This window comes from Lachnospira pectinoschiza, assembly GCF_020564355.1.
Taxonomy (GTDB): domain Bacteria; phylum Bacillota; class Clostridia; order Lachnospirales; family Lachnospiraceae; genus Lachnospira; species Lachnospira intestinalis.
The window spans coordinates 692,657-706,947 of the sequence record NZ_JAJCRR010000001.1; the positions used below are offsets into that span (position 1 = coordinate 692,657).

Below are 14,291 nucleotides of genomic sequence, written 5' to 3' on the forward strand. Positions count from 1 at the left end.
ATGGAGAAAATGTGAAAGAAATAACAATCAGTTCCCTTGAAGCAGGACAGCGGTTTGACAAATATCTTGTAAAATGTCTGCCCAATGCCACCAAAAGTTTTTTATACAAAATGCTGCGCAAAAAAAATATTACATTGAACCGAAAAAAAGCAGAGGGCAGTGAAAAGCTGGCAGCAGGCGATGTTATCCAAATGTTTTTTGCCGATGAAACGTATGAAAAATTTGCGGGAACAGATACCAACGCAGACACGGATACAAAAATCCGGACAGACACCCGGACGGCAGAACGTTCACAGCATACATCGGGCAAAATGTCTGAAAGTGCAGGCAGACAGGTAAAGAAACAAAAAGTAAAACTTGAAGTATTATATGAAAACAATGACATTTTAATCATTAACAAACCGGCGGGCATGCTTTCCCAAAAGGCAAAAAAAGACGATTATTCCCTGGTTGAAGCTATAAGTGACTATTTATTGGAAAGCGGTGCGCTGACTAAAGAACAGCTGCGCACCTTTCATCCGGGTATCTGCAACCGTTTAGACCGCAACACCAGCGGTATCGTTGTTGCGGGCAAAAGCATATATGGATTACAGACGATGACAGCGGCATTTAAAGAGAGAACGCTCCATAAGTATTATCTGTGTATTGTAAAAGGAAATGTAGAAAAACGCAGCCGTGTCAAAGGATATCTGTATAAAAATGAACGCACGAATAAAGTGACAATCCTGCAAAATGCGCCGAAAGGGAAAGAAAAAGATATTCTGCCGATTGAAACAGAGTATATTCCGGTCTGTGCAAATAAGCAGGCAACTTTATTAAAGGTCAATCTTCTGACGGGACGAAGCCATCAGATCCGCGCGCATTTAAGTTTCTTGGGACACCCGCTTGCAGGCGATGAAAAATATGGAGATGCCGCGTGGAATCAGTATTTTAGAAAAAAATACAATATCCGACATCAGATGTTACATGCCTATCAGCTTGATTTTCCGAAAGAACAGCTTGTGGTGACAACGGCAGTTCCCGGCGGATTTTGTGAGGTACTAAAAGGAGAAGGATTATGGCAACCTGGAATTCAAGAGGACTTAGAGGTTCTGCGCTAGAAGAACTCATTAATTTTACAAATGATACGTATTTAAAAAATCATCTTGCGCTGATACAGAAAATACCGACACCGATTACGCCGATGAAAATTGACAGGGAAACCAGACATATTACGCTGGCATATTTTGATAAGAAAAGTACGGTCGATTACATTGGTGTGATTCAGGGAATACCGGTCTGCTTTGATGCCAAAGAAACGGCAGTGGATACCTTTCCGCTGCAAAATATTCATGCTCATCAGATTTCGTTTATGTCGGATTTTGAACAGCAAAAGGGCATTGCATTTATTATTCTGCATTATACGGCACGGAATGAGTATTATTATCTGCCTTACTGTGATATAATTAAATTTTGGGAACGTGGTGAAAAAGGCGGACGAAAAAGCTTTACATATGAGGAAATTGACAAAACATACCGGATTCACATGTCAAAAGGTGTAATGCTGCATTATCTGGAAGCGTTGCAGAAAGATATTTTACAGAGAGATTGGGAATAGATAAAACATAATAGATAAAAGGGAAGGGCAAAAGTGCATATGGAAAATAATTTGATTACAGAGTATCAGGTCATTGACGGTAGTGCCATTGTTGACAGGGAATTTAATATTATTACGGCAGACGAACAGGTTTTTCGCTTTATCGGAGTCGGGCTGTCAATGTATACATCCATAGTAGATATTATACATCCGGTTGATCTGGATGATTTTATCGATGTAAGCAACAGTCTGCATTCGTCAGAATACAAAAAAATGGTACTCCGCATGAGAAGATGTGATAATGCATACCGCTGGGTGCTGTTAGAAATTATGCGCTGCAGAAAAGAGCGGGAAAACAGCCTGCTGGCGGAAGAATATCTTAAGTTAAAAATTTCAGACATTTATGCATTAAAGGAAAGTAATCATGCACTACGCGAATCAATGGGAAATGTGAGGTATTTTCTTGCATTGGAAAATGAATTATTCTGCACATATGATTATGACAGCGGACAGCTTCGGATTAACCAGTTTAATGACAATGAAGTGGACAACCTGCTGGAGGTGCCGTTAGAACAGGCAGTCCAATATTTTATTACCCATGGCATCATATCAGAGGAATCAGTAGCGGAATGTACGGCAATCTGCGCAGATATTCATGCAGCAAAGGAATCTTTTACGCACAGCTTCCGTGCAAATTTTGAATATACCAACGGTGCATATGAATTATTTGAGGTGAAATGTTCAACGATTTATTCAGGCGACAGGCCAAAGACGGCAATTGGCAGTATTAAGCGGATAGAAGAACAGACAGACGGAAAGCAGATGTCCATTAGCAGCTATCGTTATTCCGGGGATAGAACCGTATTATCTTACGAGGAAATGAATGGTTACTGCAATCGTGCGATTAAATTAAATCCGAACTGTAAGCTGACATTGATTTTGATGCAGGTGAATGATATAGAGGATTACATGAAAAATGAAGGCAGCGGCTTTGTACAGGATTTATTACAGTCTGTACAGGATACGGTACGCCGTCATGTGGGACACCGTGGTATTGTATGTCCGCTGCAGCCGAATCTGATGAGCGTGGTGGTACAGGATATTAACAGTGATATTAAACTGCGTGCATTTATTGAATCCCTGCGCAGCAGAATTGCATGGAATTACAGGCTGGTGGACCCTAAATATGAAATTTCATTTTCATTTGGTGTGGCATGTTATCCTGAAAATGGAATGGATATGCGGATTGTCCATAGAAAGCTGGTAAAGGCATTGCAGATGGCACAGGAAAAACATGCGAATTGTTATGTTATCTATAAAGAACATTTGCATGGAGAACTTTCGTAAGGGAGATTGACAAGAGCGGTTTAGTAGGGTATAATCTCACTATTCTTTTGTAACGAATTATCACGTTACTACGATAAAGTAAATAAAGCTGCTTAGAAATGGAGGTAAATGCGAAAATCCTTAAATTAAAGATTTTCGCATAACACTTTGTGCCGCGGGTGTCACAAAGCTGTCTGTTATCGCAGAACTGAAATAAATTCAGTTCGCGATTCCTCCGGCATTAAAATGCCTGCGGAATGGAGATAGTATGAAAAAGGATTTACTGCATACACCGGAGGGTGTAAGAGATATTTATAACGGTGAATGTGCCAGAAAGATTGTGTTACAGAACCGTCTGCACGATGTCTGTGCATTATATGGATATAACGATATCCAGACACCGTCGTTTGAATTTTTTGATGTGTTTAATAAAGAACGTGGAAGTGTTCCATCGACAGAAATGTTTAAGTTTTTTGACCGGTATGGAAATACACTGGTGCTGCGCCCGGATATGACACCGGCAATCGCAAGAACTGCCGCAAAGTATTTTGAAGACGATAACCGTCCGTTAAAGCTTTGCTATGTGGGCAATACTTTTGTCAATGTCAGCAAATATTATCAGGGAAAGTTAAAGGAAAGCACGGCAGTCGGTGCGGAACTGATTGGCGATGATTCGATTGATGCCGATTTAGAGATTATCAGCATGGTGATTGACTGCATGAAAAATGCCGGACTGGAAGAATTTCAGGTTGAAATCGGCAACGTCTTGTTCTTTAAAGGGCTTTTAAAGGAAGCAGGTATTGACGGCGATGAAGCAGAAATGCTTGTCCGTCTGATTGAACAGAAAAATTATTTCGGTGTGGAAGAACTGTTAAATTCATTAAATATTGATAAGCGCATTTCAGATGTGCTGTTACAGCTTCCGCAGCTGTTTGGTTCAATTGATGTTTTACACAAGGCAGCAGGGCTGACAAAGAATCAGGACTGCCTTGCCGCAATCGACAGACTGTTAAAGCTGTATGACTATTTAAAGATTATCGGCTATGACAAATACATTTCATTTGATTTGGGTGCATTAAGCAATCACGGCTATTATACCGGTATCATTTTTGCAGGATATACTTTTGGTGTCGGCGAACCGGTTGTCAACGGCGGACGATATGACAAACTGATAGGACAGTTTGGCTGTGACAAGGCATCTATCGGATTTTCCATGAATGTAGATACTTTGATGGCAGCCATGAACAGACAGAAACTTAATGTTCCGGTCGATGTAAGCGGCATCTTACTTGTGTACGCCAAGGATAACCTTGTAAATGCGTTAAAGACCGCAGATGCAATGCGTAAGATGGGCAACAATGTCTGTATGCTGACAGAAGAACAGGCAAAGGATATCGACAGCTGCTGCGAATATGCCGCTAATTCACAGATAAAAGACGTAGTTCTGTTAAAGAATATGAGTGCTGATATTAATAATTCTGTGACGGTGATTGATGCGGCAACAAAGAAAGAACAGCAGCTCCGGCTGGCTGAGATACTGGGAGGAAAGCTTTCATGAGATATTTAACAATAGCACTGGCAAAAGGACGTCTTGCAAAAAATGCCCTTGAAATTTTTGAAAATATTGGAATTACCTGCGAGGAAATGAAAGACGAGAAGACAAGAAAACTCATCTTCACCAATGAAGAATTAAAGCTTCGTTTCTTCCTTGCCAAGCCGTCAGATGTGCCGACTTATGTGGAATACGGTGCCGCCGACATCGGGATTGTCGGAAAGGATACCATCTTGGAGGAAGGCAGAAGACTGTATGAAGTTTATGATTTAAAGATTGGCAACTGTAAAATGTGTGTCTGCGGACCAAAGGAAGCAAAGGAAAAGTTAAAGCATCATGAATTAATCCGTGTGGCATCCAAATATCCCAATATTGCAAAAGATTATTTCTACAATAAAAAGCATCAGACCGTTGAAATTATCAAGCTGAACGGTTCTGTTGAATTGGCGCCGATTGTCGGACTTTCAGAAGTGATTGTCGATATCGTGGAAACGGGTGCAACCTTAAAGGAAAACGGACTTGAGGTCTTAGAGGAAGTGTGTCCGCTGTCTGCCAGAGTGGTAGTCAACGAGGTCAGCATGAAAATGGAAAACGAGCGCATTACAAAACTGATTACGAATTTAAGAAATTATCTGGAAAATAAAGAAAAATAAGCCGCAGGGCAGAAAAGAGGCAGCATATGAGAATCGTAAAATTAACACCGGAAAGCAAAAACAACATTTTGGAGAACCTTTTAAAGAGAAGTCCGAACAGCTATGGGAAATTTGAAGCAGCAGTCAATGATATTCTTGCAAATGTACGCGCCAGAAAAGATGAAGCGTTATTTGAGTATACAAAGAATTTCGATAAGGCAGACATCAATGCAGAAAATGTCCGTGTAACACAGGAAGAGATTGACGAAGCTTACGCACAGGTGGATAAGGATTTACTGGATGTTATTAGAAAGGCACTGGTAAATATCCGCGATTATCATGCAAAACAGAAGCAGTACAGCTGGTTTGATTCCAAGCCGGACGGAACCATTCTCGGTCAGAAGGTGACAGCACTTGCAAGAGTCGGTGTCTATGTACCGGGCGGTAAAGCTGCCTATCCGTCATCTGTTCTGATGAATGTTATGCCGGCAAAGGTAGCAGGCGTAGAACAGATTATTATGTGTACACCTCCGGGAAAGGATGGCAAGGTTTATCCGACAACACTCGTTGCTGCGAAAGAAGCCGGTGTAGATGTCATCTACAAAGTCGGCGGTGCACAGGCGATTGCAGCTATGGCATACGGCACAGAATCCATTCCAAAGGTTGATAAGATTGTCGGACCGGGCAATATCTATGTAGCACTGGCGAAAAAGGCAGTGTTTGGCTATGTCAGCATTGATTCTGTTGCAGGACCGAGTGAAATTTTAGTGCTTGCAGATGAAACAGCCAATCCAAGATATGTAGCGGCAGATTTACTTTCGCAGGCTGAACATGATGAAATGGCATCTGCAATTTTAATTACAACCAGTGAAGAACTTGCACAGAAGGTATCAGAAGAAATTGACGGCTTTGTAGCCCAGCTTTCAAGAAAGGCAATTCTTGAGAAATCTCTTGAAAACTACGGTTACATTTTAACGGCAGCTTCGATGGAAGAAGCCATTGAAGTTGCCAATGAGATTGCTTCCGAACATCTTGAAATTGTGACAAAGAATCCATTTGATACGATGACAAGAATTAAAAATGCCGGTGCAATATTCCTTGGAGAATACAGCTCTGAACCGCTGGGTGACTATTTTGCGGGACCAAACCACGTTCTTCCGACCAACGGAACGGCAAAATTCTTCTCTGCATTAAGTGTAGATGACTTTATTAAGAAATCCAGCATCATTTCTTATTCAAGAGAAGCACTGGAACCGATTCACAAGGATATTGAAAAATTTGCAACGGCAGAACAGCTTACTGCACATGCAAATTCAATCAGAGTAAGATTCGAATAGGAGAAAAATTATGGCTGGCAATGAAAGAAAAGAAAATTACCGCAGACCATACCGCAATCCGCGTTATAAGGGACGCAATGAAAATGCAGCAGAAACAGCGGAAGAAGTGAAAATACCACGCCGTGCGGCACACATTGAACGCACGACAAGTGAAACGGATATCCAGCTGTCGATTGATTTGGATGGAAGCGGTGAATCTGATATTGATACAGGTATCGGATTTTTTGACCATATGTTAAAAAGCTTTGCAAAGCATGGTTTATTTGATCTGACATTGAGGGTAAAAGGCGATTTAATCGTAGACTGTCATCATACGATTGAAGATGTCGGCATCGTTTTAGGTGAAGCAATTAAGCAGGCACTCGGCGATAAAAAATCCATCCGCCGTTATGGTGATATTATGCTGCCAATGGATGAAGCACTGATCTTATGTGCAATAGATTTATCAGGAAGACCGTATCTTGTCTTTGATGCGGCATTCCATGCAGACAGTGTCGGCTATTTTGATACACAGATGGTCAAGGAGTTCTTTTATGCAGTATCTTATTCAGCCGGAATGAACCTGCACATCAGGGAGTTGTCCGGAGAAAATGACCATCATATCATCGAGGGCATGTTTAAGGCATTTGCAAAGGCATTAGACGAAGCGTGTCAGAAAGATGACAGAATTAAAAGTGTGCTTTCTACAAAAGGAAGTCTGTAAAATACATACATGAGGTGAATTTATGAGATTATATCCTGCTATTGATATTAAAGACGGACAGTGTGTCCGGTTAAAAAAAGGACTGTTTAACGAAGTGACCGTGTATTCGGATACACCATACAAGATTGCAGAAAGCTTTGAAAAAGACGGCGCAAAATTTATTCATACCGTGGATTTGGACGGGGCTTTAAAGGGTCGTTCCGTGAATGCCGAAACGATTAAAAAAATCGTGAACAGCGTGAATATTCCGGTGCAGTTAGGCGGCGGTATCCGTACACTTGAAAATATTCAGGAAGTACTGGATTTAGGCGTTTACCGTGCGATTATCGGAACAAAAGCCGTTGAAAATCCGGATTTTATCCGTCAGGCGATTGACCGTTTTGGTGCGGAACACATCGTTGTGGGAATTGATGCAAAGGACGGTTATGTTGCTGTAGAAGGCTGGGAAAAGTTAAGTGATAAAACGGCTGTGAATATGGCGCTTGCCATGAAAGAAATGGGTGTACAGACCATTGTATATACAGATATATCAAAAGACGGCATGCTTGCAGGACCGAATATTGAACAGACAAAGCTTCTTTCTGATAAGACCGGTATTGACATTATCGCTTCCGGCGGCGTATCCTGTATGCAGGACCTTGAAGCGGTTTCTGATGCGGGAATCCACGGTGCAATTATCGGTAAGGCACTGTATGAAAAGCGCGTTATATTATCAGAAGCAGTAGAAAAATTTGAAAAATAAGCAGGTAATGGAGAAAACGGACAATGTCATATAAAAAATTAATTCCGAATATTTATTTAAAAGATGAGAAAGCGTACGCTGATAAAGATTTAAGTGTACTGTTAGGAAACGGTGATGCGGTTGCAGCAGCAAACCGTTTCAGCGAAAACGGTGCTGATGAGATTCTTGTCATGGATTTATCCTATGATGACGATTCACACGAAAAGGCAATCGGTATTCTGCGCCAGATTACCAAATCTATTGATACACCGGTACTTGTAGGCGGTAATGTAAAGCGTGTCGAGGATATTAAAAAGTATTTATACGCAGGCGCAAAGACTGCATTGTTAGAAGATGTTAAGGAGTCGAATCTTTTAATGATGAAAGAAGTTGCAGACCGTTTCGGTGCAGCAAAATTAGGGCTGGTGTATACCGGTGCGGAAAAAGAAGCACTTGACATGGCAGCAGACAATCAGCTTTCTGTTGTGATTTTAAGTGAAAAGCAGTTTACGGCAGATGCAGATTTAATCAGTGCCAATCAGATGAATTGCATTGTGAATACTGAAAATGCAGATTTTACAGCATTGATTACAAATGAAAATATAGGTGGTGTTACAGGGCTTTCTGTCAGCGCATTGGATTATGATGCCATGCAGGCAAAACAGGAACTTTCTAAAAAAGGAATTGCCATGAATACCTTTACCAGTGCCATTGCGTTTTCAGAGTTTAAGTTAAACAGTGATGGACTGATTCCGGTCGTTGTACAGGATTACAAAACAGATGAAGTCTTAATGGTCGCATACATGAATGAAGAAGCTTTTGAAAAAACCATTGCAACCGGTAAAATGACTTATTACAGCAGAAGCCGTCAGGAACTCTGGGTAAAAGGTCTGACTTCAGGACATTTCCAGTATGTGCGTTCAATTGAAATCGACTGCGATAACGACACGCTGCTTGCAAAGGTAAAACAGATCGGTGCGGCATGTCATACCGGCAACAGAAGCTGCTTCTACAGAAACCTCGTATCAACGGAATATGCAGAAACCAATCCGTTAAAAGTATTTAATGATGTTATGAATGTCATTGAAGACAGAAGACAGCACCCGAAGGAAGGCTCATATACCAACTACCTGTTTGATAAGGGAATTGATAAGATTCTGAAAAAATGCGGTGAAGAAGCAACAGAAATTATCATTGCGGCAAAGAATCCGGATCCGGAAGAAATCAAGTATGAAATTTCAGATTTCCTGTATCATGTCATGGTACTGATGGTACTGCGCGGTGTGACATGGGAAGATATTGTGAAAGAACTGGCAAACCGCTAAAATGCTTAAAGTAAAGATTTTCCTCCGGCATGGGAGAGTGCCTGCGGAATAAGGAGAAGTATGAAAACCAGATATGTGATAACGCATTTACAGGGTCGGTGTGTCTGTGCATTGTTTTATGATAATGTATGCCGTGAGTTAAAAGTGGCAGAACCGGAAAATATGACGGGACGGATTTACATCGGACGCGTGGAAAATGTGGTTAAAAATTTAAACTGTGCATTTATTGAGATTGAAAAAGGCATCAAATGCTATTATTCATTGGAAGAAAATAAAAAGCATTTCTTTTTAAATCCCAAAAATACAGAGAAGGTCTGCATAGGAGATTCAATGCTGGTGCAAATCAGCAGAGAAGCATTTAAGACCAAGCCCGCGACGGCGACCGGAAAGTTGTCCCTGACCGGAGAATATGTTGTGCTGGTATCGGACGGCACCGGTGTTTCCGTTTCGGGAAAAGTGAAAAAACATCCGCATTGTCTGGCATTAAAGGAAAAGCTGGAAGAAACTTTCTATAAAGGAAAGCCGCTTCCGGCTTTTGGTTTTATTCTGCGCACCAATACAGCAGAAGCAGACAGTGCGCCTGTACTGGCAGAAGCCAAAAAACTGGCAGAACAGTTTCAGGAGATAACCGGACAGGCAAAATATTTAAAAGCATTTACAAAAATGTATGAGCCGCTTCCACCGGTTGTGGAATGGTTAAAAAATCTGCGCATTTCGGATTTGGATGAAATTGTAACAGATGACAGGGAAATTTATGAACTGGCAGGACAGTATGCAGCAGAAGCGGTGAAAGAAAAACTGCGTCTTTATGAAGATGAATTACTGCCGCTTTACAAGCTGTATTCATTGGAAACGATTCTTTCGCGGACATTAAATAAAAAGGTATGGTTAAAGTCCGGCGGTTATCTTGTGATTGAACAGACAGAGGCATTGACGGCGGTTGATGTCAATTCCGGGAAAATGGTCAAAAAGAAAGATTCATTTTTAAAGACCAATCTGGAAGCGGCTGAAGAACTGGTGCGCCAGATAGGTCTGCGTAATCTGTCCGGCATGATTATTGTGGATTTTATCAATCTGAAAGAAAAAGCCGAAGAAGAACAGCTTGTCAGTGCATTAAAAAAATATATCCAGCAGGAAAACACAGGAATTGTGTATGTTGATATGACACGTCTTGGGCTGGTGGAACTTACCCGGAAAAAGAACGGTAAGACCTTACGGGAATTGTTTGCAGACGGCAGAAAGGAAGAAGAATAAAGTAAAAAGAATGGAAGAAGGAAATAAGGAAGAAAATTTTTATCCGCAGTTTTATAAAAAACTATATCAATGGTATGAAAAACATTTATGGGCGGTCAGAACAGTGAATGTGCTGTATCATCTGCTTCCTGCACTTGCTGTACTGTGTTATGTGGATTTACTGGGACTTGTCTATATAAACGGCGGCCGTATCATGCTTTTAAAAGTAATATTAGTGCCTTTTATTACATTTGCAGGTGTATCGGTTTTTAGAAAATGTGTTAATGCTAAGCGGCCGTATACGATATACGGCACAACACCGATAGTCGCAAAGGACAAGACCGGAGAATCCATGCCGAGCCGTCATACAGCATCATTTACGGTCATTGCAATGACATGGCTGTATGTCAATCCGGCAGCGGGCGTTATTATGCTTGTTCTGGCATTTTTGATGGGTGTAGTAAGTGTTTTGGGCGGTGTGCATTTTGTAAAAGATGTGCTTGCTGGATATAGTGCTGGTGTGCTTATGGGAATCATCGGATTGTTTCTTATTTAAAGTTTAAAGACAGCCATTTTTATATAAGTGCCTGCTTTTGAATCAAATGCTTGCGATCAATTCCGAACAGGCGGATGCTATATATGAAATAGTAAAAACGGCGAAATTTTGTAAAAAAATAATATAGAAAGGGGAAAATTATGACAAGATTAAAAGAATTTATTGAAGATAATGAGAGCGGTAAAGAAGCGTGACGAACCTCGTCACAAATAATCAGGAAAGGGGCTATTGACATGAGCGAAAGAGAACAGGCAAAGCAAATCATTGACAACCTGCCGGAATATAAGATAGGAAACATCTTATTGTTTTTAAAAGGCGTACAGTTTGATGATGATATGGAAGACGATTTATATTGTGAAAAACTTGTACAGGATTACATGAACAATCCAGACCCGGGAAAAGCGGAAACGATAACACTTGAAGAACTGGCAAAAAGGGAAGGGATAGGTTTATGTAATTAAACCGGAGACAGAGGACAGATATATAACAAGTACTAGATAATTTGTGACGAACTTCGTCACAGGAAAGGTTGAAAATATGACAAGATTAAAAGAATTATTAAAGGACAAAAAAGTAAAAGTAGTAGCAGGAGTAGCGGCGGTAATCGTTTTAATTGCTGTAGGAATAACGGCGGTGTGTGTATCAGGCGGTAATAAAAATAAGCAGACAGCCACACAGGAAACAAAACAGCAGACAACGACAGTAGCTACAGCAAAAAAGACAGAACAGACCACAGCAGCGATGGAAATAGCACAGGCACAGACAGGAGCAGGTGAAACCACAGCTGTAGCAGAGGAAACGAAAGTAGAAAATGAATCCCAGACAGAAGAAGCCACAGCAGAAACACCACAGCAGGCAGAACCGGTAGAAGAAGCGCAGCCGGAAGAAACTCCTCACGGTGAGGAAGCCGTGTCAGAGAATACAGGGAATAATACAGGAAATGATACAGAAGAAAGTAACGAGCCGGAAGAAGTAGAAGACACCGGAAATAACGAACCAGAAGAAGCCCCGGCACCAGAACCAACTCCAGAACCGGCAACCGAAGCAGCACCGTCATTAACAGATGAGGAAAGACTGGTTGCTACTGGGAAGTGGGTATTGAAATCTTCACGAGATAATGGAGTTAGACATTATACATACACAGATTCAATTACTGGGTATACAATACAAGCTAATTTTAGAGATGGGCAGTACAAAAGTGGTCAAAGTGATAGTCCAGATGAATTAAAGGCTATCTTAGCAGCGCATGGTGTTCCTGACGGAACAAAATTAACCATTGATACATATATAAAATACTTGTAATGTATATAAAAGACAATAAAATATAAAATTGTTAAATGGCACTTTGCAGTCTTGTTCTGTAAAGTGTCATTTTGCGTAGAAAGGAGTAAAAATATGAAAAGAAAAATACAATGCGTTTGGTTAATGCTTGCGGTATGCGTACTGATTTTTATTAGTACAGTTGAAAATAGCAAAATAGTGCAGGCAGCAACCTTTGAGAATGGATATTACTGTGAAACGGTTCAGGGAACCTTAAAAGTAGATTATACTGTAGACGGAACATTTGGTGAATATAATCAGACAACCAGTCCGGATGACCGCTGTGATGATGTTGAAATAAATGTTTCAAAAACAATGGAAGTTCCTGTAAATGTAAATGTACGCAGAAATGTAAATAGTGCTACATATGCAATGTCTGTTAATACAACATCAGGCTGGCACGCAGAACAATATTGTTATGGTGATTGGTATAACGAAGATGAGGGGTCATTTATTATCTGTGATGGAATTGCAGCATTTAATTTCACTGCTGATGGTTCACATGATTTATCAGGTATCAATTCAAATACATCATCAGAACAGACGGAAGATTTAACATACAAAGGCTGTGAGAACAAAATAGAAAAGTTATATGATAATAATGATGACTGGGTTATTGATAAATCCGATGTAACAGTAATATTAGACCGAATGACCCTCACATTTACATACCCGCCATTCCCGGAGTACACGGTACAATATGACCCGAATGGTGGAAGCGGATATATGCCGTCAGAAACAGTAAGATATTCAGAGAATTTTGCATTGAAAGCAAACGCATACACAAAGAACGGGTATGTGTTTAAGGGCTGGGCAGTAATCCGTGAAGCAGACGGAGCGGTGTTCTGTGACAACCGTGGGTGGACACCGTTTAACGAGTGCCAGCCGGAAGAATGGCATATATATGGCACAGGAGAACAGTATGCGATGGATACGGCATGGTTCGGTGACCGGACGGACGGAATTTTTACGTTCTGCGCACAGTGGGAAGCGGCAGACAGGTTTGTAAACTATATGGGCAACGAAGCGGATAACAAAGAAGACTACTACCAGTCCTATTCGGCTGCATCGGAGAACAGGTTTAATAAATTGGATTTCAAAAAGACGGGATACACCGCGGGAAGTAATTGGGTGTATAAAGACCAGTTTATGAACACGGCAGGAAGTTATGCGGGAGATGGAACGGCAGTCATGCCAGGACAAAACGGACTGACGACAATCCGTACAAAGTGCGGCGGAAGATATGACAGCGTAGATATTAATGCCGCAAGTACGGAAAACGGCGCAAATGTGCAGATTTGGGACTGCGTAAATGGAAATGCGCAGATGTTTGCGTTCCAATATGTAAAAAATGAAAATGGTGTACCGTACTGGACAATCAAAAACAACTATTCTGGAAAAGTGCTTGACGTAAACGGAACAGCAGCCGGTGCAAATGTCCAGCAGTATGCATACCACGGCGGCGATAACCAGTTATGGACGTTAAAAATGGCAGGGGACGGATACTTCTATAACGGGGTTTTAGGGGTGTCCCCTAATGAGGATAAGTAGGTGAATAAAAAGTTTGATATATAATAAAAAATTTAATGGATAAATAACCTGTTATAGGATAAAAAAGACAAATGAAAAAACAAATAAAAAAAATTAAAAAAGTTGTTGACAACCTGACCCAATGGTGATATTATAATCAAGTCGCCGCGAGCGATGGCAACAAAAACAGCCCACAGCGGTAACGAAATAAAACAAATCAACAACGGCTTTTAAGCTGGTATTGATAAACGAACATTGATAACTGAACAGTAAAACAACCCTGAAAATTCTTTGAAATTTTCAATTTACGAACTGACAGGAAGTAAGCAATTACGGAATGTCGTCCTTTAAAGCAGTAAGTTTTAACGGAAACTAAACTATTGAAGCTAGTTTGTTCAAAACTGGCGGACAAACACTTTTTATGAGAGTTTGATCCTGGCTCAGGATGAACGCTGGCGGCGTGCTTAACACATGCAAGTC

Annotated in this window: 14 protein-coding genes and 1 rRNA gene; all 15 read left to right on the forward strand. The window is 40.9% G+C overall.

The genetic code is table 11. The features are described from left to right. Positions 1 to 11 precede the first annotated feature (11 nt). Complete coding sequence (locus tag LI288_RS03320) at positions 12 to 1,100, forward strand: RluA family pseudouridine synthase (RefSeq protein ID WP_227089416.1); 1,089 nt, start codon at positions 12 to 14, stop codon at positions 1,098 to 1,100. After that, positions 1,058 to 1,597, forward strand: coding sequence for a Holliday junction resolvase RecU (locus LI288_RS03325; RefSeq protein ID WP_227089417.1), 540 nt, complete (start codon positions 1,058 to 1,060; stop codon positions 1,595 to 1,597). Before LI288_RS03320 ends, LI288_RS03325 begins: the two co-directional genes overlap by 43 nt. Before the next feature lie 39 nt (positions 1,598 to 1,636). Then, a complete protein-coding gene (locus LI288_RS03330; RefSeq protein ID WP_227089418.1) occupies positions 1,637 to 2,923 on the forward strand; it encodes a diguanylate cyclase domain-containing protein in 1,287 nt (428 codons plus the stop codon). Positions 2,924 to 3,170: 247 nt separating this feature from the next. Beyond that, entirely contained in the window at positions 3,171 to 4,460 is a 1,290-nt protein-coding gene (gene hisZ, locus LI288_RS03335) for an ATP phosphoribosyltransferase regulatory subunit (RefSeq protein WP_022432120.1), read from the forward strand. Continuing rightward, positions 4,457 to 5,107, forward strand: a complete 651-nt coding sequence (gene hisG, locus LI288_RS03340; protein WP_227089419.1) for an ATP phosphoribosyltransferase — start codon at positions 4,457 to 4,459, stop codon at positions 5,105 to 5,107. Before hisZ ends, hisG begins: the two co-directional genes overlap by 4 nt. A 26-nt stretch (positions 5,108 to 5,133) precedes the next feature. Further along, the gene (gene hisD / locus LI288_RS03345; protein ID WP_022432118.1) at positions 5,134 to 6,423 is read left to right on the forward strand and encodes a histidinol dehydrogenase; all 1,290 of its coding nucleotides are present in this window, start codon (positions 5,134 to 5,136) and stop codon (positions 6,421 to 6,423) included. A gap of 10 nt (positions 6,424 to 6,433) precedes the next feature. Beyond that, positions 6,434 to 7,126 carry an imidazoleglycerol-phosphate dehydratase HisB gene (gene hisB / locus LI288_RS03350; protein ID WP_022432117.1) on the forward strand — a complete coding sequence of 231 codons (693 nt, stop codon included), beginning with the start codon at positions 6,434 to 6,436 and terminating at the stop codon, positions 7,124 to 7,126. A 22-nt stretch (positions 7,127 to 7,148) separates the two neighbouring features. Next, positions 7,149 to 7,868, forward strand: coding sequence for a 1-(5-phosphoribosyl)-5-[(5-phosphoribosylamino)methylideneamino]imidazole-4-carboxamide isomerase (gene hisA, locus LI288_RS03355; RefSeq protein WP_022432116.1), 720 nt, complete (start codon positions 7,149 to 7,151; stop codon positions 7,866 to 7,868). A gap of 23 nt (positions 7,869 to 7,891) precedes the next feature. Continuing rightward, a complete protein-coding gene (hisIE, locus tag LI288_RS03360) occupies positions 7,892 to 9,172 on the forward strand; it encodes a bifunctional phosphoribosyl-AMP cyclohydrolase/phosphoribosyl-ATP diphosphatase HisIE (protein WP_227089420.1) in 1,281 nt (426 codons plus the stop codon). Positions 9,173 to 9,232: 60 nt separating this feature from the next. Further along, on the forward strand, positions 9,233 to 10,426 hold the full coding sequence (locus tag LI288_RS03365; protein WP_227089421.1) for a ribonuclease E/G: 1,194 nt from the start codon (positions 9,233 to 9,235) through the stop codon (positions 10,424 to 10,426). A 10-nt stretch (positions 10,427 to 10,436) separates the two neighbouring features. After that, complete coding sequence (locus tag LI288_RS03370; RefSeq protein WP_227089422.1) at positions 10,437 to 10,961, forward strand: phosphatase PAP2 family protein; 525 nt, start codon at positions 10,437 to 10,439, stop codon at positions 10,959 to 10,961. A 233-nt stretch (positions 10,962 to 11,194) separates the two neighbouring features. Continuing rightward, a complete protein-coding gene (locus tag LI288_RS03375; RefSeq protein WP_227089423.1) occupies positions 11,195 to 11,422 on the forward strand; it encodes a hypothetical protein in 228 nt (75 codons plus the stop codon). A 76-nt stretch (positions 11,423 to 11,498) separates the two neighbouring features. Further along, positions 11,499 to 12,263, forward strand: coding sequence for a hypothetical protein (locus tag LI288_RS03380; RefSeq protein WP_227089424.1), 765 nt, complete (start codon positions 11,499 to 11,501; stop codon positions 12,261 to 12,263). A gap of 93 nt (positions 12,264 to 12,356) precedes the next feature. Beyond that, positions 12,357 to 13,832, forward strand: coding sequence for an RICIN domain-containing protein (locus tag LI288_RS03385; RefSeq protein WP_227089425.1), 1,476 nt, complete (start codon positions 12,357 to 12,359; stop codon positions 13,830 to 13,832). Positions 13,833 to 14,228: 396 nt separating this feature from the next. Beyond that, positions 14,229 to 14,291 (forward strand): 16S ribosomal RNA (locus LI288_RS03390); the annotation flags it as partial.

Coding starts and splice junctions, on each gene's coding strand:
- hisB (WP_022432117.1), top strand. CDS start 6,434: ATGGCTGGCAATGAAAGAAAAGAAAATTACCGCAGACCATACCGCAAT.
- LI288_RS03365 (WP_227089421.1), top strand. CDS start 9,233: ATGAAAACCAGATATGTGATAACGCATTTACAGGGTCGGTGTGTCTGT.
- LI288_RS03380 (WP_227089424.1), top strand. CDS start 11,499: ATGACAAGATTAAAAGAATTATTAAAGGACAAAAAAGTAAAAGTAGTA.
- hisIE (WP_227089420.1), top strand. CDS start 7,892: ATGTCATATAAAAAATTAATTCCGAATATTTATTTAAAAGATGAGAAA.
- LI288_RS03325 (WP_227089417.1), top strand. CDS start 1,058: ATGGCAACCTGGAATTCAAGAGGACTTAGAGGTTCTGCGCTAGAAGAA.
- hisG (WP_227089419.1), top strand. CDS start 4,457: ATGAGATATTTAACAATAGCACTGGCAAAAGGACGTCTTGCAAAAAAT.
- hisZ (WP_022432120.1), top strand. CDS start 3,171: ATGAAAAAGGATTTACTGCATACACCGGAGGGTGTAAGAGATATTTAT.
- LI288_RS03375 (WP_227089423.1), top strand. CDS start 11,195: ATGAGCGAAAGAGAACAGGCAAAGCAAATCATTGACAACCTGCCGGAA.
- LI288_RS03385 (WP_227089425.1), top strand. CDS start 12,357: ATGAAAAGAAAAATACAATGCGTTTGGTTAATGCTTGCGGTATGCGTA.
- LI288_RS03370 (WP_227089422.1), top strand. CDS start 10,437: ATGGAAGAAGGAAATAAGGAAGAAAATTTTTATCCGCAGTTTTATAAA.
- hisD (WP_022432118.1), top strand. CDS start 5,134: ATGAGAATCGTAAAATTAACACCGGAAAGCAAAAACAACATTTTGGAG.
- LI288_RS03330 (WP_227089418.1), top strand. CDS start 1,637: ATGGAAAATAATTTGATTACAGAGTATCAGGTCATTGACGGTAGTGCC.
- hisA (WP_022432116.1), top strand. CDS start 7,149: ATGAGATTATATCCTGCTATTGATATTAAAGACGGACAGTGTGTCCGG.